Below are 19,659 nucleotides of genomic sequence, written 5' to 3'. Positions count from 1 at the left end.
GTAAACCAGAATCCCGGTAAAGTTAACAGGACTGAATCATGACTGCCACCGCTCCATCCACAACAGCCCGCCACGACTGGACAATGCAGGAAGCCCGCGCACTGTTCGAGCTGCCATTCAACGACCTGATGTTCCGTGCCCAGAGCGTGCACCGGGAACATTTCGACCCCAACGAAGTGCAGATCAGTACGCTGTTGTCCATAAAGACCGGTGCCTGCCCGGAAGATTGCAAGTACTGCCCTCAGAGCGGCCATTACAATACTGGCCTGGAAAAGGAAAAGCTGCTGGAGATTGAAAAGGTGGTTGCCGAGGCGAAGGCCGCGAAGTCGAAAGGCGCGTCCCGTTTCTGTATGGGTGCGGCCTGGCGTAGCCCCTCGAAGAAGGACATGGGGTACGTGGTGGATATGGTCCGCCAGGTGAAATCCCTGGGCCTGGAAACCTGTATGACCCTGGGTATGTTGCAGCAGGAACAGGCCGATGAACTGGCGAATGCGGGTCTGGATTACTACAACCACAATCTGGACACGTCCGAGAAGTACTACAGCCACATCATTACCACCCGAACCTATCAGGACCGGCTGGATACCCTTGAGAATGTCCGTAATGCGGGCATGAAAGTCTGTTGTGGCGGTATCGTGGGCATGGGGGAAGACCCCGACGACCGCGTCGGTCTGCTGGTTCAACTGGCGAACCTGCCCCACCACCCGGAGAGTGTACCGGTCAACATGCTGGTGAAGGTGCCGGGCACGCCAATGGAAAATGTGGAAGACCTGGATCCGTTCGAGTTCATCCGTACCATCGCCGTGGCTCGCATCATGATGCCGGCCTCCCACGTGCGCCTGTCTGCCGGCCGGGAGAACATGAACGAGCAGATGCAGTCCCTGTGCTTCCTGGCCGGTGCCAACTCGATCTTTTATGGCGAAAAACTGCTGACTACGAATAACCCCGAGGCCGATGCCGACCGTGAGCTGTTCAAGCGTCTGGGCATTCGCCCTGAAGAACGGGAGCAGGCCTGCTCGGAGCAGGAAGCGGAAGAGGCCATTACCGAGGCAGTGGAATACGAGCAGACCCACCACATGTTCTACGACGCTACCCGCGAATCTGCATGACCGTCGGTGAGGGCTGATCATGCGTGATTTTGCAGCCGAGCTTGAAACCCGGAAGCAGGCGGGGCTTTACCGCACCCGCCGGCTGATCAGCGGGCCGCAGCAGCCGCAGCTTGTTTCCGATGGGGTGCCGCTGTTGTCTTTCTGCAGCAACGACTATCTGGGGCTGGCCAATCACCCCGATATTATCCGTGCCGCTACCGATGCCATGCCTCAAACCGGTCTCGGCGGAGCTGCTTCCCACCTTATCTGCGGGCATCATGATGGCCATCACCAGTTGGAAGCCCGGTTGGCAGCGTTCACACTTCGCAGCGCGGCATTATTTTTCTCCACCGGTTACATGGCCAATATGGGCGTGCTATCCGCATTGGCCGGCCGTGGTGACACCATCTTTTCGGATCGCCTCAATCATGCCTCCATCATCGACGGCTGCATTCTCAGCCGTGCCAGGGTTCGGCGCTATCCTCACGGGGATACGGAAGCTCTGGCCGACATGCTGGCGACGACCGGGGGCCATAAACTGGTGGTGACAGATGGCGTGTTCAGTATGGATGGAGACATCGCGCCTCTGAAGGAGCTTGCGGCTCTGTGTCGCGTGCACGATGCGCTTCTGGTCGTAGACGATGCCCACGGTGTGGGGGTGCTTGGCCCCCAGGGGCGGGGCAGTCTGGCAGAGCTGGGGTTGTCGGAACAGGATGTACCGGTGCTGATTGGAACACTGGGCAAGGCAGTCGGTACCAGCGGCGCGTTCGTTGCCGGCCCGGAATTGCTGATGGATTATCTGGTTCAGAAAGCCCGGACCTATATCTACACCACGGCCATGCCCCCGGCCATTGCCCTGGCGACCTGCGCCAGCCTCGATCTGATCGAACAGGAGCACAGCCGCCGCACCCACCTGCAGTCGCTGATACGTGAGTTCCGCCGTGGCGCCTCCGCGCTGGGCTATGAACTGATGCCATCCTGCACCCCCATACAACCGATCATGGTGGGCGACAACTGGTCCGCCCTGGCTCTGAGCGAGGATCTGGAACAAAAGGGCCTGATGGTAACTGCCATCAGGCCCCCCACTGTGCCGGAAGGTGAAGCCCGCCTGCGGGTCACACTCAGCGCAGCTCATTCGGTGGCGGATCTGCGCAAGCTGCTGGCGGCACTTGCAGACTGCCGCCCATTGCTAAAACGGCCGTCTTCCGAGGTCGTATGAACCAGGGGAAATGCGGCCGTGCAATGCCTTGATTCGATTCGCCGGTTTGTTCTTGGTGAGGGGGATTAATGGCTAACCTGACAAATCCCCCGGCCGGGGCTCCTGCCAAAACAGCCATCGCGAGGGACTTCGGTGCGGCATCGGGAACCTACAATCCGGCTGCCCGCCTGCAGCGGTACATGGGCCAGGTGATGGTTGACCGGTTGCAGGAGCAGGCCTGTTTGCGAGAAATCGGGGTTGATTGCCGGGTACTTGACCTGGGGTGCGGCACAGGCTGGTTTACCGGGCAACTGGCTGAGCTGGCAGGCCGGTCCGGCGGTGTCGTAACCGGTGCTGACCTGTCGCCGGGTATGCTCGACTATGCACAGGCTGCCGGCGCACCCGGAATTCGCTGGATCGTTGCCGATGCAGAGTCCCTGCCGCTGGCAGACGACAGCATGGACGTCGTTTTCAGTAACCTGATGATTCAGTGGTGCAGCCATTCCGCCAATGTGCTGGCAGAATGCCGTCGGGTTCTGCGGCCTGGCGGGCAGTTGGTGATTTCAACCCTGCTGGATGGCACCCTGGATGAATTGAGGGACGCGTGGCGCAAGGCTGATCCGGAGCATGAGCATGTTAACCGCTTTGAGACGGAAACCGCTTTTCGCGGGCAAGCCCTTGCGGTTCTGCCGGGTGCTCGTATTACCACCGAGTCGATAGCACTGGATTATCCTTCACCCACGGCCCTGCTGGCAGAACTGAAAGCCATCGGGGCCGGTTTCAAGGGTTCGTTGCGTCGTCGCAATGCAACCGCGCCGGGCCGTTTACGGGCCATGTGCCATCACTACCCGAAAGGGCGTGACGGGCTGGTCTACGCAACCTACCAGGCAGCATGGCTGACGTGCCGACTGCCGGGCTGATATCGGAGTTCTCTGGGCAATGGCCAGAAAAAGCTATTTCGTAACAGGCACGGACACGGGCGTTGGCAAAACCATAGTATCGGCAGCCATTCTCGAGGCGGCAGCGGCCCTCGGTAAACGTACACTGGCCATGAAGCCGGTAGCGTCGGGCTGTGATGAAACACCCGACGGTCTGCGTAACGAAGATGCGCTGATATTGATGAAGGCAATGTCTGAGTCCCTGGGTTATGACCAGATCAATCCGGTCGCGCTGAAGCCTGCCATTGCACCCCATGTCGCAGCGGCCCATGCTGGCCGGACCATTACGGCAGAGCGCCTGGTCGGCTTCTGTCGCGGCCTGCAGATGCGGCCGGCAGACCTGCTTCTGGTCGAGGGCGCCGGTGGCTGGCGGGTGCCCCTTAATGACCGTGAAACCTATGCTGCAGTGCCGGGGGCACTGCAAATGCCCGTCATTCTGGTGGTGCCCCTGAAGCTTGGCTGTATCAACCACGCGCTGTTAACAGCAGAGGCCATCCGCCGCGATGGCCTGACAGTGGCCGGTTGGGTTGCCAACCGCCCGGTTCAGGAGGCTATGGATTGTGAGCAGGAAACCCTGGAATATCTTGTCAATCATTTGTCTGCTCCTTTTATGGGCGTCTTGCCTTGGCAGGAGAGCGCAGATCCGAAAACGCTGTCGGCCAGCCTGAATGTGAACTGTTTGTTTGAAAATTAACCAGAAATGTGGCTTACTTGAGTCAATTAACGGTCACTGAGTAGCGCAGTTATGATCAATAACACATTGGGTATCGGTATACAGGGTATTCAGGACGGCATGCGAGGCATGGAAAATGCCGCGCGCCAGATCGCCCGGGGTGGCGCTGATGGTCCTCGGGGTACCGCTGAAGGTGCCGGTGGGCTGGTCGAGCCCATTATTGATCTCAAGCTCTATGAGCGCAGTGTTGAAGCCTCTGCCCAGGTGGTGAAAACCGCCGACGAAACCCTGGGCACGCTTCTGGATATCGAGGCCTGAAGCTGCCTGAATCACTGAGATGATGATATCCGGTTCAGTTCCCTCCCTGTCGCCCGCGTATCCTCCGACGGATTCCGGCAGAGCTGCCGCCAGCAGAAATGCTGAAGGCGCTGAAGAAAGCCGCGACAACACCCGCCCCCGGAGTTCCGGGACAGATAAGCCCCAAGGGCTGGAAGATGCCGAACTAAAGATACTGGCTGAACTGAAAGCCCGGGATCGCGAAGTCCGTGCTCACGAGGCAGCGCACCAGGCCGTGGGTGGGCAGTATGCCGGGTCCATCTCCTATGTTTACGAACGCGGCCCAGACGGTGCCCAATACGCCGTTGGTGGAGAAGTGTCGATTGATACTTCCCCGATCCAGGGCGACCCGCAGGCAACGATTGAGAAAATGCGAACAGTCAGATCGGCAGCGCTTGCGCCTGCGGAACCCTCTCCCCAGGATCGGGCGGTTGCTGCCGAAGCTATGCAGCTTATGTTGCAGGCCCAGTCTGAACTGTCATCAGAGCTTGGCGGCCGGGAAGGCACTGACTTGGCTGGGAGCGCTGATGGCGATGAACCGGTTGATCAGAAATCCCGGGGTGCAGCCAATACCTACCAAACTGTCTCTGGCTTCGACGAGAACGTCGCGGCAAACGGAGAAAGCACTTCCAGGTTCATGGCAACTGCCTGATAAGCGTAATCTTTAAGCTTTATTTTTTGCAGTTACGCCCGCCTTTTTCATAAAACTTCACCACAAAACGCAACACAAATTTCCAGCCGGACTATTGACAATTCTGCCCCTCTAAACGTATGTTTCAAACAAGTGTTTAATTAGCGGTTCAGAAGCCATTGCTGCGCCGATTGAGCCAACCCCGAGGCAAAGTGCTGTGACCGTTTCGCAGCTGTGACCGAAAATCTGAGGTGAATTCCATGCCCGACTATAAAGCGCCCCTGCGTGACATTCGATTTGTGATGACCGAACTGCTGGACAGCGAGCAGCACTATGCCAATCTGGAAGGCGCCGAAGATGCGACGCCAGATATGGTCGACGCCATCATCGGGGAAGGTGCAAAATTCTGTGAGCAGGTATTGTCACCGCTGAACCAGGTGGGCGACAAGGAAGGCTGTACCTGGAGTGAAGACGGTGTGAAAACACCGACTGGTTTCAAGGAAGCCTACCAGCAGTATGTGGAAGGTGGCTGGCCGTCGATGACAGCCGATCCCAACTATGGCGGCCAGGGCCTGCCGCACTCCCTCGGCCTGGTGATGAGTGAAATGGTGGGTACGGCCAACTGGTCTTTCGGAATGTATCCCGGCCTGAGCCATGGTGCCACCAACACAATCGAAGCTCATGGTACCGAAGAGCAGAAGCAGACCTATCTCACCAAGCTGATCAGCGGCGAGTGGACCGGCACCATGTGTCTGACCGAGCCGCACTGTGGTTCAGACCTGGGCACCCTGCGCACCAAGGCCGAGCCCAACGCTGACGGCACCTACGCCATCACCGGTACCAAGATCTTTATCTCTGCCGGCGAGCACGACATGGCCGAGAATATCGTCCACATCGTACTGGCAAGGCTTCCGGGCGCGCCTGAAGGCACCAAGGGCATTTCTCTGTTCATCGTGCCCAAGAACCTGCCGAACGAAGACGGTTCTTCCGGTGATCGTAACGCCGTTTCCTGTGGCTCTATCGAGCACAAGATGGGTATCCATGGTAACGCCACCTGCGTCATGAACTTCGATGGTGCCAAAGGTTGGCTGATCGGCCCCGAGAACAAGGGCCTGAACTGCATGTTCACCTTTATGAACACCGCCCGAATCGGTACCGCCATTCAGGGTCTGGGTGCAGCCGAACTGGGCCTGCAGGGATCGGTGACCTACGCCAAGGACCGTCTGGCCATGCGTTCACTCAGCGGTGCCAAGAATCCTGAGGGTATTGCGGATCCGATCATTGTTCATCCGGATGTGCGTCGCATGCTGCTTACCCAGAAAGCGGTTGCCGAAGGCGCCCGCGCGCTGATCTACCTGACTGCACAGCAAGCAGACATTGTTCACAGTGGCAAGACCGAAGAAGAGCGAAAGGCAGCGGACGAGGCCCTGGGCTTCCTGACTCCGATCGCCAAGGCCTTCCTCACTGAAATTGGCTACGAAGCTGCCAACCTGGGTATGCAGGTATATGGTGGCCACGGTTTCATCTCCGAGTGGGGCATGGAGCAGAACGTTCGTGATGCCCGTATCGGCATGATCTACGAAGGAACCACCGGTATCCAGGCGCTGGATCTGCTGGGCCGGAAGGTCCTGATGACCCAGGGCGAATCCCTGAAAGGCTTTACCAAGCAGGTGCACATGTTCTGCAAGGAAAACGCCGACGATGAGCAACTCAAGGAATTCATTGAGCCGCTGGCCGCTCTCAACAAGGAATGGGGCGACCTGACCATGAAGATCGGCATGACTGCCATGAAGAACCGTGAAGAAGTCGGTGCCGCCTCTGTGGATTACCTGATGTACTCCGGTTACGCCGTGTTTGCCTATCTCTGGGCCCGCATGGCCAAGGTGGCGCTGGACAAGATGGTGGAAGGCACCACCGAAGAAATGTTTTACAACGCCAAGATCCAGACAGCACGCTTCTACTTCAAGCGTATGCTGCCGCGCGCCAAAGGGCATGCGGAAAGCATGCTGGCCGGTTCCGACAGCCTGATGGATATGCCGGAAGAAGCCTTCGTCCTCTAAGGCGGGGTTTCAGGAAAACGCAAAAGGCCCGCTCTCCCAGGAGGCGGGCTTTTTTCATGAAATGACCGCCGGGACCTCATGAGTTGAAGCTGTCATTAGGGTAGAATGATCGTTTATAAATATAACCTGAGCGGACACATAGCCGAGAAAGTGAACCGGGCCACTAGCCCGCATGCGTTCACTTTGCAGACTGACTGAATTGTGGAGAGTTTTTGATGGCTGATTACCAGGCACCTTTACGTGACATGCGCTTTGTCCTGAACGAAGTGTTCGACGCTCCGACTTTGTGGGCGTCACTGCCAAAAGTGGCAGAGAACGTGGATCCGGACACTGCTGACGCCATTCTGGAAGAGGCGGGCAAGATTACCAGTGGTGTGCTGGCTCCGCTGAACCGCGAAGGTGACGAGCAGGGCTGCAAGTGGAATGACGGCGAAGTGTCCACGCCGGAAGGCTTCCGCGAGGCCTACCAGACCATCGTTGAAGGTGGCTGGAACGGTCTGGGTGGCAACCCGGAGTTTGGTGGCATGGGCATGCCGAAAACCCTGGTCGCCCAGTTCGAGGAAATGATGCAGGCCGCCAATATGGCCTTTGGTCTGGCCCCGATGCTGACCGCAGGTGCCTGCCTGGCCCTGGATGCCCACGGCAGCCAGGAGTTGAAGGAAAAGTACCTGCCCAACATGTATTCGGGCGTCTGGTCCGGTGCCATGGACCTGACTGAACCCCATGCAGGTACCGACCTCGGCATTATCCGCACCAAGGCCGAGCCTAACGGTGATGGTTCCTTCAGCGTGACCGGTACCAAGATCTTCATCACCTGGGGCGAGCACGACATGGCCGAAAACATCGTCCATCTGGTGCTGGCCAAGTTGCCTGACGCACCCAAGGGGCCCAAAGGCATCTCGATGTTCCTGGTGCCCAAGTTCAGCGTCAATGACGATGGCTCACTGGGCGAGCGCAACAGCCTGAGCTGTGGTTCCCTCGAGAAGAAGATGGGCATCAAGGGTTCTGCCACCTGCGTGATGAACTTCGACGGCGCCAAAGGCTGGCTGGTTGGCGAGGAGAACAAAGGCCTGGCAGCCATGTTCACCATGATGAACTATGAGCGCCTCGGGGTAGGCATCCAGGGCATCGGTGCCGCGGAAGCGTCGTTGCAGAGCGCCCGTGAATACGCCCTGGAGCGTATCCAGAGCCGTGCCCCCAGCGGTGCCCAGCAGCCTGAAAAAGCCGCGGACCCGATTCTGGTACATCCGGATGTGCGTCGTATGCTGCTGACCATGAAAGGCTATGTAGAGGGCGGTCGCGCTTTCTCGACTTATGTGGCCCAGTGGCTGGATATCTCCAAGTACTCGGACGATGACGAGCGCCGCAAGCATGCCGAAGGCATGGTGGCATTGCTGACCCCGGTGGCCAAAGCCTTCCTGACCGACCGTGGCCTGGATGCCTGCATCATGGGCCAGCAGGTGTTCGGCGGCCATGGCTTTATCCGCGAGTGGGGCCAGGAGCAGCTGGTTCGTGATTGCCGCATTACCCAGATCTACGAGGGTACCAACGGTATCCAGGCGCTGGACCTGATGGGCCGCAAGGTGGTTGGTAGCCAGGGCAAGCTTTATGAATTGTTTGCTGAAGATGTGGCGTCTTTCATCGAAGAGAACAGCGGCGATGACAACCTTCGCCCCTATCTGGAGCCATTGGCTGCGGCTTTCGAGCGTCTGTCCGATGTCACCGAGCATGTCATCAAGCAGGCCGGTGACAATCCTGACGCCGTCGGTGCGGCATCGGTGGATTACCTGGACCTGTTCGGCCTGACGGCGCTGGGTTATATGTGGGCGAAGATGGTAAAGGCAGCGGCGCCGAAAGCCGAGGGTGATACTTCTGGCTTCTATAGCGGCAAGGTGAAGAGTGCGCGCTTCTACTTTGATCGCCTGTTGCCGAAGACCGTCGCGCTGGCCGAAGGCATTCGCAGTGGCAGCGGCTCCATGATGGCGCTGACTGCCGAGGAATTCTGATGCGCCCGGTGTGACGTTGAAAAGGCAGGCCCGCGGGCCTGCCTTTTTTGTGTGCGGCCAGTTTGGCGCTAGAGGTTTTCGAGTCTTTCGGGATCCAGCACGAAGGGGTTTTCATTGCCCTGTATGTCTGCAACCTGGCGATGACGGGTCAGCTCCCGGTCATCCGGCGGGTCCAACCGGTTCCAGCCCTCGAAAACCCTGGTTGCTCCGGCCCAGGGCAGGTCGTAGGTCTCCACCATGTAAGCGACGGTGCGGGCAACATCGCCTTTTACCCGTTCCGGCGGTTCAAAGAACTGGGCACTCTCGCGAATTCCACACTCATCTGGCCTGGCGACTGCGCCGAGCTCCTCGAAACGGGCATTACGTCGTCTCATTTCGACACGACTGCGAACCGGTACGATGTTGTGGAGGTCTGAAGCAATTTGCCGGTATCGATCATCATCGGCGCACTGGCTGGAGGTTCCACAGTCAAGAGCGCTGCGAACCTGGGCCAGTGGGTAGATATAGCCGTCCGTCAGCAGAAACCCTTTGCTGGTGAAGGGCGTTTCGCAAAAGAAAGATGCTCCACCCTGAGCGTAGAGCTTTCCCCAGAATTCGTTCTGGATAACTGTGTCCGGGTCGCTGAAGCGAGTATTCTGACTACTGACCAGCGAAGAGGCGAGCAATATGGACAGTGTTAGCAGGGAGAAGATTAAGGTTTTCATGGGCCATTTATACCTCTCAGTGCTCAGAAGCGCCTTGGCTGACGGGGCATGAATGGATTGCGGGTGGCCTGATCAGACAAAAAAATGACACTTCATTCACTAATAATGAGAAGTATGGCACAGAGGCTCTTGAAGAACAGAGCCTCGTGAAGGATATTTGCTGTATTCTGTTAACCGGTTAACAATTTTATTTTAACCGGTTACGGATGTTCTGGTAGCCCGATTTCAGATCTTCACCAAGCTTGTGGGCGGTCTGGCGTGCTTCCTTTGACGCATCGTCTGCATCATGCAGGAGTCCGTCGAGTTTGCCGCGGAACCGCTCCCAGTCTTTTTCCAGGTCATCCCACTCGTCTTTGACATCTTCTCTCGCCAGATGCATTTGAACGCGGGCTTCGTCGCGGTACTGTTTTACTTTCTCCGATAACTGTTTCAGATCGTCCTGGAATCCCATATCACACACCTCCTTTGATGATTGATGGATATACCATGCTACCGGATGTCAAAATCTGTCAAGCGGGATTGGTTGTGATTGCGAAAGGTTTGATTCAGATCAGGCTGGTCTGGATAAAAGGGTGATCATATCCTGCAGGTGGTGCCAGGGGGACAGGCTGTCAAAGCCTTTGGCGGCACGATCCGTGGCGCTGCAGAGCTCCAGTGCTGTCATTAGCTGGCGGCGGCTCAGGCGTCTGGCTGCCTGCTCTACAGCCTTTGCACGCTGGGGCTGGAATACGCCTCGTTTCTTCAGGAAACCGGCCGTGTTTTCTTTTTTGGCGGCCGCGATATTCAGTTCCATAGTCAGGTTCAGATCCCGTGAGAGCACTGTCAGTAGGCCCAGAGGATTCTCGCCTTCCTGTTGCAGCACGCCAATGATTTTTCTGGCATGGGCCGCTCTGCCGGCAAGAAGTTCGGTGACCAGTTCAAATCCATTGAAGCGGGAACTGTCCTGAACGGCCTGTTCGACGGTTTCCTCATCGATGGTGATGCCGGAGCCCAGCAGCGCCAGGCGGTCCAGTTCCTGGCTTGCCGCCAACAGGTTGCCCTCCAGGCGCTCGGCCAGAATTTCCAGGGCACCACGGGTCAGGTGCAATCCATGGTTGCTGGCCCGCTGTTGCAGCCATCCCGGAAACTTTTCGGTATCAACAGGCCAAACCGGTACGTGAACACCTTTGTTCTGGAGTTCCTTGTACCATTTACGACGGGTTTCCGCGGCATCCAGGCGGGCGCTGATCAATAACACAATGATGTCATCGGGGGGATTCTGCAGCACAGTTTCCAATACCGCACGGCCATCCCCGAGTTTGCCCGTGGGCAGGTGTATCTCAATTCGGCGTTTTTCGGCAAACAATGACAGCGCACCAAACTCCTCTCCGACCCTGTTCCAGTCCAGCTGTTGGTCTGCGTGAAAGGTCACCCGGTCTTCAAAGCCGGCCGCACGGGCAGCCTTGCGTACCTGGTCACAGCACTCCTGAACCAGCAATGGCTCGTCGCCGGATATCAGATATACTGGTAACAGGCCTTTCTGAAGTAACTGGGGAAGCTGGTACGCCTGTGTCTTCATGACGAAGGATCTGCACTTTCGTCACGGGCCTGTTTTGCTTCCTGTCTCAGGCGATCAATGCGGCCCTCATCGAGCGGAGCCAGACGGAAGATGATTTGCTGCGCCAGGCGATCATGGAGCTGTTCCCGCAAGGCTTCTTCTTCCCGTTGTTTGGCCAGCACGTTGGATTCATCGTAGCGATAGGTTTCACTGCTATTGAGGTCGGTTGGCTCAATAAGCGGGATGTTATCGGAGGTGAGTACCTCAATATCCACCGTGTGACGTAGCGTGTATTCGGCGGCTGCGGCACGGAGGGTAATGGCGCTGGCACGCCGTTCCTGGCGGAAGTTGCCGATCTTCAGTACGTAATCTGCCTCTTCCGCGGGCTTCAGCTGAATTCGACCCAGTTCCAGTTGCTCGCGGACAGCGTCGCACAGTTGCCCGGGCACGTTATCCGAGCAGTCCACGGCCAGTGGTTGCAATGCTGACGACACCGGCGGTGCGCCCCTTAGCTGAAACCCGCACCCTGTAACCAGCAGGCAAAGAGTTGCTAACGCCATAAGTCGAATCAGGGAGCCGGCCGCCGGTTTCATATCAGTTTGCCACCACGTTTACCAGTTTGCCGGGCACTACGATAACCTTGCGAACAGTCTTGCCTTCGGTAAAGCGCACGACGTTCTCGTTTTCCAGTGCGAGAGCCTCCAGTGCGTCTTTTTCAATATTGGCCGGCACGTCCGCCTTGGCCCGTACCTTGCCATTGACCTGAAGCACTATCTGAATCTCACTGCGAACCATGGCAGCCTTGTCAGCGGTGGGCCATGAGGCATCTACAACCGGCTCTTCATGCCCCAGTGCGTGCCACAGCCGGTGGCAGATATGGGGAGCGATGGGGGACAGCATCAGCACGGCGGTATCCAGTGCTTCCTGGCGCACGGCATGGCTTTGCGGCTCGTCATCGGCGAGCTTTCCAACGTCGTTCAGAAGCTCCATAACCGCTGCAATGGAAGTGTTGAATGTCAGCCGCCGGCTGATGTCATCACTGACCTTGGCGATGGTTTCATGGGTCTTGCGGCGAAGGTTGCGCTGACTATCGTTGAGGCTGGTGCTGTCCAGAGCCGGAACCGCACCTTTTTCGGTGTGTTCGCCGACCATACGCCACAGACGCTTGAGGAATCGGTGAGCACCCTCCACGCCGCTGTCGGACCATTCCAGGGATTGCTCCGGGGGTGCGGCGAACATCATGAACAGTCGTACGGTATCGGCACCGTGCTCGTCAATAATGGCCTGCGGATCGATGCCGTTGTTCTTGGATTTGGACATTTTGGTAACACCGCCGGCTACCACCGGTTGACCATCATCCTTGTGAACGGCACGGATAACCTGGCCTTTCTCATCTTTTTCGGTGATCACATCCGCCGGAGAGATCCACACCTTGCCGCCGCTGTCGTCTTCCCGGTAATAGGTCTCCGCCAATACCATGCCCTGACAAAGCAGGCGGTTGAACGGCTCGGAGCTGTTGACCAGCCCGACGTCCCGCAGCAATTTATGGAAGAAGCGGGCATACAGCAGGTGCAGGATGGCGTGTTCGATACCACCGATGTACTGGTCTACCGGCAGCCAGTAGTTGGCAGCGGCGGGGTCAAGCATACCCTTGTCATAATTGGGGCTGCAGAACCGGGCATAGTACCAGGATGACTCCATAAAGGTGTCGAAAGTGTCGGTTTCCAGCGTGGCGGGCTGGCCTTCAAAACTGGTTTTTGCCCACTCCGGGTCGGCCTTGATGGGCGACTGCACACCGTCCATGGTCACGTCTTCCGGCAGGACGACCGGCAGCTGGTCGTCGGGTACAGGGCGCTCAGTGCCGTCCTCCAGGGTCATCATCGGAATCGGCGCGCCCCAGTAGCGCTGGCGGGATACGCCCCAGTCGCGTAGGCGGTAATTGACCGTGCGCGTGCCAATGCCGTTGTCTTCCAGGTAGTCGGCGATAGCCTCAAAGGCCTCCTCGCTGGTGAGACCATTGTATTTACCCGACGAAACCAGAATACCTTTCTCGGTGAAAGCTTCTTCCTGGGTATCAATCTCGCGATTATCGGCGGGGGCGATAACCTGCTTGATCGGAAGCCGGTATTTAACAGCAAATTCGTGATCCCGCTCGTCATGGGCGGGTACCGCCATGAGCGCGCCGGTACCGTATTCCATCAACACGAAATTGGCGACGTAAACCGGAATTTCTTCCTGGGTCAGCGGATGAATCGCTTTATAGCCGGTATCAATGCCTTTCTTCTCCATGGTTGCCATTTCGGCTTCGGCAACCTTGCTGTTGCGACACTGTTCAACAAACTCGGCAACTTCCCGGTATTGCTCGGAGGCCGCCCTGGCAACCGGGTGCTCAGCGGCTACCGCCATGTAAGTAACGCCCATGAGGGTGTCCGGGCGGGTGGTATAGACATCCAGCGTGTCATCACGGCCCTTGAGGGGGAAAGTCAGTTCGGTACCGGTGGACTTGCCGATCCAGTTCCGTTGCATGGTCTTGACCTGCTCGGGCCAGTCTTCCAACTCGTCTAGGTCGTTCAGCAGTTCTTCGGCATAGTCGGTAATGCGGATGAACCACTGGGGAATCTTTTTCTGTTCTACCGGAGCACCGGAACGCCAGCCCTTGCCGTCAACCACTTGCTCGTTGGCCAGCACCGTCTGGTCCACCGGGTCCCAGTTCACCGTGGACATCTTCTTGTAGACCAGGCCTTTTTCGTACAGGCGGGCAAAGAGCCACTGCTCCCAGCGATAGTAGTCGGGTTTGCAGGTGGCCAGCTCACGGTTCCAGTCGTAACCGAAGCCCAGTTGCCTGAGCTGATTTTTCATGTAGGCAATATTGGCGTGGGTCCACTTCGCCGGCGCTGTCTTGTTGGCAATGGCAGCGTTTTCAGCGGGCAGACCAAAGGCGTCCCAGCCCATGGGCTGCATCACATTCTTACCCTGCATGCGCTGGTAACGGGAGATCACGTCGCCGATGGTGTAGTTGCGCACGTGCCCCATGTGCAGTTTGCCGCTGGGGTAGGGAAACATGGACAGGCAATAGTATTTGGGCTTGCCCGGCTCTTCCTTTACCGTAAAAGTCTTATTTTCTTCCCAGTAGGTGCGGGCTTGTTGTTCAACATCGCGGGGATTGTATTGCTGGTCCATTCCTGCCATTACCAAAGTTACCCTGTATCAGAAAAGATGTGCAAAGCGGCCGGACATTCTAACGCACACAAGGCTTAACAGGTAGTCTGCCAATTTTCCCATACTGTGCCATGCTTGAGGTGAAGGCAGGCAGGTACGGGTGACCGGGACACGCGGTGAATACATCCCTGTAGGCTCGTAAAAAACATCCCTGTTTTTTACGGTCCCGATCACCCGTACCTGCCTGCCCGGACTTTTGACCAGATTGTCAACACAGCTAGGTATAGGGGAGAGTGGGTATGGCTGATCAGGGATGTCAAAAACAGGGATGTTTTTGTCAAGCGTACATGGACGTATTAACAGCGTGCCCTGATCAGCCATACCCACTCTGCCCGTACACCAATAGGGAGCGGCCATGACCGAACCAGAACGCAATCACCTTTCAGGCAAAGCCCTCGAGGCCTATGACCGTATGCTGGAACGGGTCCAGACCCGACTCAGTGAAATGGAGGAAACCACCCGCGATACCCTGCAGGAAGAAATCGAACGGGCGGTGGAGTTTGAATACGAGTTGGAAGAAATGACCCGCGAAGAAGCGGATCTTCTTGGCGCCTATCTGCAGCGTGATCTCGAACATTTGCTGCACTTCGTCGAAGAAACCGGCGAAGGCCTGAAGGAATGGTTGCAACTGGACATCTCACTGCTGGAGCACCAGTTGGCGGATATGCTGTTCTCGGTGGCGGATAAAACCAAGCTCGACACACTTGAGCTGAGCCAGAAACTCGAGAGACACGGGGCCAGCCAATACATCAGCGGTGAAGTGGCAACGGCCGGCATGTTCAAATGCCTCAATTGCGGCCACATGCGCTGCCTGACAGCCACCAGCCACCTGGAACCCTGCGACGCCTGCGGTTCCCACTACTACGAGCGCGTCACCAGCCGCTGGCCCCGCAAGACGGAGTAAGTCGGGCTACGGAGGTTAGCATCAGAGCCTGAACGGCCATGGGGTGGGTATCCTTTTCTGCCAGAAAAAGGTGTTTGAGCACAGCGAGTTCTTTTTCCAAAGAAAAGGATACCCACCCCGTGGCCAGGCACTCACCGTGCAGGCTGCCCGGAAGCCACCCGAGATCAGTTTTTGGGAATCACCCGCTCCCGCACAAACACGATAAGAATCGCCGCCAGCGTCAGCACCGGCCATGAGCCGGACAGCATATAAGGCGTGTTGCCCTCAGCTGCATAAACTTCACCGGTGAGCACGGCGCGCTCAAACTGGGGAATGGTTTCAGTGATTTGGCCCTTGTGATCGATGATGGCGGTAACGCCATTATTGGTCCCACGCAGCATGAAACGACCAGTTTCCAATGCCCGCATGCGGGCGATCTGCAGGTGCTGCAGCGGGCCGATAGAGTCGCCGAACCAGCCGTCGTTGCTGATGGTCAGTAACAGGCCGCTGTTGCGGGCGTTACTGGCGACGAAGTCCGAATAGGCCACCTCGTAGCAGATGAAGGGCATGATATTGATGCCATTGGCATCAAGTGGCGACTGGTTGGACGGGCCACGACTGAAGCTGGACATGGGCAGATCGAAGAACCCGATCAGGCCGCGGAGCCACTGTTGCAGTGGCACGTATTCACCGAAAGGCACCAGCTTCTGTTTGTGATAGATACCGTCGCCATTGCCGATGGCCATGATGCTGTTGTGGAAGGTGAAGTCCTCAATGCGGTCACTGAAGCCATACCAGGGAATGCCGGTAATCAGTGTGCTGTTATCCCCCAGCTCCTCACCAATGTGATCAATCACCGTTCCGGCCTGATCCTGGGGGATGGGAATGGCGGTTTCCGGCCACAGAATCAGATCAGTATTCCAGTGCTCTTCCGTCAGCTCCAGATAGGCTACGATCTGGTCCCGGAGGAAATCCGGATCCCATTTGATCTGCTGGGGAATATTGCCCTGCATGGACGCGAAGGTGGATGGCTCTTCGTCGAGGGTTGTCCAGTCCGCGCTGGAAACCAAAGGTCCGGTGACCCAGGGTAGAAGTGCCACGACCGCTACAATAGCGGCGCTGGCGTAGCGGATATTCCGGGTCAACCACCAGCAGGCGACGAACGCAACGCCAGTAACCGTCACCCAGAAGGTTATTCCATGCACGCCAACCAGCGGCGCGAAGCCGCCAAGAGGGCCGTCCACATGTGCAGTGCCCAGGTACAGCCAGGGAAATCCCGTCAGCAGCCAGCCTCGTATCCAGTCAGCCAGTATCCACACGGCGGGGAACAGGAGCAGACGCCTTACGGTGCTGTCCTTGGCGAGTTTGCCCCAGGCCCAGAAGGCGAGACCGTGGAACAGCGCCAGACCAGCCACAAAAATCACGGTGAGGATGATGGCCAGGGGCACCGAGGTATTGCCGTGCTCGCTGATACTGATATACACCCAGCTGGCGCCGGTTCCGAATAATCCCAGTCCCAAAAGCCAGCCAGCCCGGAACAGCTTCCGTGGCGACAGCGGTAAGCAGCACAAGAGTATTAGCGCAATGGAGAGCGGCCCCAGCCACCACCAGTTGAACGGTGAGAACGTCAGAGTCTGCAGTGCACCGGCGATGACAAGGGCAACTGCTCGCAGCCAGGGCTGTTCAGAAAGAAGTGATGTGGTCACGGGGTTCCGGGTTGTGGTGTTACTCGTCATCGCCGCGCGTTACCTGCAACAGGCGGATGACACGGTTATCGGCATTGGCAATGGTGAAGTGCAACCCGCCAAACTCCACTGATTCGCCCCGCCTGGGCAGGTGACCGAACTCCTTGAGAACAACACCACCGATGGTGTCGAATTCTTCCTCGTCCAACTCGGTTTCAAAGAATTCGTTGAAGTCGTCCACAGGTGTGACGGCCTTGACGGCATAGGTGCCGTCGCCCCGGGCCTTGATGTGGGTTTCTTCGTCAAAGTCGTGTTCGTCCTCGATCTCACCCACGATCTGTTCCAGCACGTCTTCGATGGTGATCAGGCCGGCAGTGCCGCCATACTCATCCACCACAATGGCCATGTGGTTGCGGGTTTCCTTGAATTCTTTCAGCAACTGGTTCAGGCGCTTGCTTTCCGGCACAAAGGTGGGCGGGCGCAGAATCTCGCGGATGCGGTTCCAGTTGAGGTCACTATTCAATGCCAGGGGGAGCAGGTCTTTGGCCAGCAGCACGCCAATCACGTCGTCCTGGCTGTCGCCAATGACAGGAAAACGACTGTGGGCGGAGGAGATGATTTCGCCCAGGAATTCTTTCGGGTCCTGGGATGCCTTGACGGTGACCATCTGGGAGCGGGGAATCATGATTTCATCCACCCGCATGTCGATCACCTGCATGGCACCCTCGATAATGCTCATGGCATCAACATCGATGATGTTCTGGGATTCGGCGTCCCGCAGGATTTCCAGCACGTCCTCTACGGACTCAGGCCCGCTGGAGAAGGCCTGTGATATACGCTCCAGCCAGGACTTGGTGCTGCCCTGACTGCGACTCGACTGATCGTCGTTCATGAGTCTTTTTCCGTTTCCTCTGTCTCGTAAGGATTGCTGAACCCGAGTTGCCCGAGCAACCGGATCTCTAGGGCTTCCATGACCCCGGCATCGCTATCGTCAATATGGTCGTAGCCCTGGAGATGCAACATTCCATGCACCACCATATGGGCCCAGTGTTCTGCCAGTGCTTTGTGCTGTTCGGCGGCTTCTTTTTCGACCACCGGGGCGCAGATAACCAGATCACCGGCCAACGGAACCGTTATACCGGCTGGCGCTTCAAATGGGAAGGACAGGACATTGGTTGGCCCGGATTTTCCACGATACTGGCCGTTTAGCTCCGCACTTTCAGCGACAGTGACGATACGTACCGTCACCTCTGATGGATCCTCGCCAAGCCACGCCGCCTGCGCCCAGCGCTCCAAATCAGCGTCCTCCGGTACACCTGACGCCTCGACGGCACGTTGCACGTCCACTGTCAGATCATTCACTGGCCTGTGACACTCCCGTCATCCAGGGAATCATAGGCCTCGACAATCCGCTGAACCAGCGGGTGACGAACCACATCCCGGGCTTCAAAGCGCGTGAAACCGATACCGGACACCTTGCTCAGCACACCCGCAGCATGAATCAGGCCGGAGTTCTGGCCCCGGGGCAGGTCCACCTGGGTGGTATCGCCGGTAATCACTGCGGTAGAGCCGAATCCGATCCGGGTGAGGAACATTTTCATCTGCTCTCGGGTGGTGTTCTGGCTTTCATCCAGAATGATAAACGAATTGTTGAGCGTGCGACCCCGCATGAATGCCAGTGGCGCGATCTCGATCACGCTTTTCTCGATCAGCCGCGTAACATGATCGAAGCCCAGCATTTCATAGAGCGCGTCGTAGAGAGGGCGGAGATAGGGGTCCACTTTCTGGGCCAGGTCACCTGGCAGAAAGCCCAGCTTCTCGCCAGCTTCCACTGCCGGCCTGACCAGCAGAATGCGCTTCACCTGTTCGTCTTTAAGCGCCTCAACCGCACAGGCCACCGCCAGCCAGGTCTTGCCGGTACCAGCCGGACCAATGCCAAAGTTCACATCGTGGGTGCGAATGTTGTGCACGTACTTCTGCTGGTTCTCGCCCCGGGGCTTGGCCTGCAGTTTCGGAGTCTTGATGACGGTAACAGCGCCGTTATAGGGCACGTCATCCGGCAGCCGCTCAAAGCCGGTCTCGCGGATAAACAGGTGAACCATGTCCGGCGAAATGTCGTCGTTGGCTTCGGTTTCCCGATACAGGTGCCGGATAACCTCGGTGGCCGCAGCCACATGCTCGGTTTCGCCCTCCACCCGGAAGTGATGGCCACGGCGGCCAACCTTCACGTCCATACGCCGCTCGATGTGCTTGAGATGCTCATCAAACTGGCCGCAGAGAGTGGTCAATCGGTGCTGGTCTACCGGGTGCAGGTCGAATTGTCTTGAGTCGTTGGCTTTCAAAGGTTCTCCGTTTCTATGACTCCCCTGGTTCGCGGGAGTTGGCATCTCATGTTTGGTGATGTCGGGCGCTGGCCGGGAGGGGCTTTCCAAAAAACGCCCGTGAATACGTCCCTGTAGGGCTCGGTCGCGCCATCCCTGGCGCTCCACGTTTTTGGAAAGCCCCTCCCGGCCAGCGCCCTTTTTAAACTATTTGCAGGCCCGCTTGTGAAAATACAAGGTTGGATTAGACGAAGTCGTAATCCGACAAATATCGGGCTGTTCGCGAATCCCGAAGCCATTGTTGGATTGCGCTTCGCTTAATCCAACCTTGTTTGGATCGCAGACACGACAGGGGTCGGCGGAGAGTGGTGGGGGTGGCG

At 57.6% G+C, this 19,659-nt stretch carries 18 protein-coding genes; 9 read left to right on the top strand and 9 right to left on the bottom strand.

The window, feature by feature from the left end; translation table 11 throughout:
* Nucleotides 1-38 precede the first annotated feature (38 nt).
* The 8 genes from bioB to M8010_RS18995 all read left to right on the top strand — a co-directional run bounded on the left by bioB (nucleotide 39) and on the right by M8010_RS18995 (nucleotide 8,930).
* Nucleotides 39-1,109, top strand: a complete 1,071-nt coding sequence (gene bioB, locus M8010_RS19030) for a biotin synthase BioB (protein WP_250094282.1) — start codon at nucleotides 39-41, stop codon at nucleotides 1,107-1,109.
* 19 nt (nucleotides 1,110-1,128) lie between these two features.
* On the top strand, nucleotides 1,129-2,307 hold the full coding sequence (gene bioF, locus M8010_RS19025) for an 8-amino-7-oxononanoate synthase (RefSeq protein ID WP_250094281.1): 1,179 nt from the start codon (nucleotides 1,129-1,131) through the stop codon (nucleotides 2,305-2,307).
* Nucleotides 2,308-2,375: 68 nt separating this feature from the next.
* Nucleotides 2,376-3,206: a methyltransferase domain-containing protein gene (locus tag M8010_RS19020; protein WP_250094280.1), complete on the top strand. Its 831-nt coding sequence runs from the start codon at nucleotides 2,376-2,378 to the stop codon at nucleotides 3,204-3,206.
* A gap of 19 nt (nucleotides 3,207-3,225) precedes the next feature.
* Nucleotides 3,226-3,918 carry a dethiobiotin synthase gene (bioD, locus tag M8010_RS19015; protein WP_250094279.1) on the top strand — a complete coding sequence of 231 codons (693 nt, stop codon included), beginning with the start codon at nucleotides 3,226-3,228 and terminating at the stop codon, nucleotides 3,916-3,918.
* 51 nt (nucleotides 3,919-3,969) lie between these two features.
* Nucleotides 3,970-4,215: a flagellar biosynthesis protein FlgE gene (locus M8010_RS19010; RefSeq protein ID WP_250094278.1), complete on the top strand. Its 246-nt coding sequence runs from the start codon at nucleotides 3,970-3,972 to the stop codon at nucleotides 4,213-4,215.
* Nucleotides 4,216-4,234: 19 nt separating this feature from the next.
* Nucleotides 4,235-4,885, top strand: coding sequence for a putative metalloprotease CJM1_0395 family protein (locus M8010_RS19005; RefSeq protein WP_250094277.1), 651 nt, complete (start codon nucleotides 4,235-4,237; stop codon nucleotides 4,883-4,885).
* A gap of 239 nt (nucleotides 4,886-5,124) precedes the next feature.
* Nucleotides 5,125-6,924 carry an acyl-CoA dehydrogenase C-terminal domain-containing protein gene (locus M8010_RS19000; RefSeq protein ID WP_250094276.1) on the top strand — a complete coding sequence of 600 codons (1,800 nt, stop codon included), beginning with the start codon at nucleotides 5,125-5,127 and terminating at the stop codon, nucleotides 6,922-6,924.
* A gap of 215 nt (nucleotides 6,925-7,139) precedes the next feature.
* Nucleotides 7,140-8,930, top strand: coding sequence for an acyl-CoA dehydrogenase C-terminal domain-containing protein (locus M8010_RS18995; protein ID WP_250094275.1), 1,791 nt, complete (start codon nucleotides 7,140-7,142; stop codon nucleotides 8,928-8,930).
* A gap of 68 nt (nucleotides 8,931-8,998) precedes the next feature.
* Here M8010_RS18995 and M8010_RS18990 read toward each other — a convergent pair whose 3' ends face one another.
* The 5 genes from M8010_RS18990 to leuS all read right to left on the bottom strand — a co-directional run bounded on the left by M8010_RS18990 (nucleotide 8,999) and on the right by leuS (nucleotide 14,351).
* On the bottom strand, nucleotides 8,999-9,634 hold the full coding sequence (locus tag M8010_RS18990; protein ID WP_250094274.1) for an endonuclease: 636 nt from the start codon (nucleotides 9,632-9,634) through the stop codon (nucleotides 8,999-9,001).
* A 187-nt stretch (nucleotides 9,635-9,821) separates the two neighbouring features.
* Entirely contained in the window at nucleotides 9,822-10,085 is a 264-nt protein-coding gene (locus M8010_RS18985) for a hypothetical protein (RefSeq protein WP_250094273.1), read from the bottom strand.
* 99 nt (nucleotides 10,086-10,184) lie between these two features.
* A complete protein-coding gene (gene holA / locus M8010_RS18980) occupies nucleotides 10,185-11,192 on the bottom strand; it encodes a DNA polymerase III subunit delta (protein ID WP_250094272.1) in 1,008 nt (335 codons plus the stop codon).
* A complete protein-coding gene (locus M8010_RS18975; RefSeq protein ID WP_250094271.1) occupies nucleotides 11,189-11,731 on the bottom strand; it encodes an LPS-assembly lipoprotein LptE in 543 nt (180 codons plus the stop codon). The genes holA and M8010_RS18975 overlap by 4 nt, the downstream gene beginning before the upstream one ends.
* Before the next feature lie 34 nt (nucleotides 11,732-11,765).
* Entirely contained in the window at nucleotides 11,766-14,351 is a 2,586-nt protein-coding gene (gene leuS, locus M8010_RS18970; protein ID WP_250094328.1) for a leucine--tRNA ligase, read from the bottom strand.
* A gap of 394 nt (nucleotides 14,352-14,745) precedes the next feature.
* Here leuS and M8010_RS18965 point away from each other — a divergent pair, with 394 nt between their 5' ends.
* Nucleotides 14,746-15,294, top strand: a complete 549-nt coding sequence (locus tag M8010_RS18965) for a zinc ribbon-containing protein (RefSeq protein WP_250094270.1) — start codon at nucleotides 14,746-14,748, stop codon at nucleotides 15,292-15,294.
* Nucleotides 15,295-15,458: 164 nt separating this feature from the next.
* Here the strand turns inward: M8010_RS18965 and lnt are convergent, their stop codons facing one another.
* From lnt to M8010_RS18945, 4 genes are read right to left on the bottom strand one after another with little or no spacing between them, the layout of a single operon-like run.
* Nucleotides 15,459-17,009, bottom strand: a complete 1,551-nt coding sequence (lnt, locus tag M8010_RS18960; RefSeq protein WP_250094269.1) for an apolipoprotein N-acyltransferase — start codon at nucleotides 17,007-17,009, stop codon at nucleotides 15,459-15,461.
* Nucleotides 16,999-17,850 (bottom strand): CorC family transporter, encoded by an 852-nt coding sequence (locus M8010_RS18955; RefSeq protein WP_250094268.1) that lies wholly within the window; start codon nucleotides 17,848-17,850, stop codon nucleotides 16,999-17,001. The genes lnt and M8010_RS18955 overlap by 11 nt, the downstream gene beginning before the upstream one ends.
* Nucleotides 17,847-18,320 carry an rRNA maturation RNase YbeY gene (ybeY, locus tag M8010_RS18950; protein WP_250094267.1) on the bottom strand — a complete coding sequence of 158 codons (474 nt, stop codon included), beginning with the start codon at nucleotides 18,318-18,320 and terminating at the stop codon, nucleotides 17,847-17,849. Before ybeY ends, M8010_RS18955 begins: the two co-directional genes overlap by 4 nt.
* Nucleotides 18,317-19,300: a PhoH family protein gene (locus M8010_RS18945; protein WP_250094266.1), complete on the bottom strand. Its 984-nt coding sequence runs from the start codon at nucleotides 19,298-19,300 to the stop codon at nucleotides 18,317-18,319. The genes ybeY and M8010_RS18945 overlap by 4 nt, the downstream gene beginning before the upstream one ends.
* Between the last annotated feature and the right edge of the window lie 359 nt (nucleotides 19,301-19,659).

It is taken from the genome of Marinobacter sp. ATCH36, assembly GCF_023555055.1.
GTDB lineage: Bacteria > Pseudomonadota > Gammaproteobacteria > Pseudomonadales > Oleiphilaceae > Marinobacter.
The sequence above is the reverse complement of the archived record's forward strand: the minus strand, read 5'-3'. Positions and strand labels throughout refer to the sequence as shown.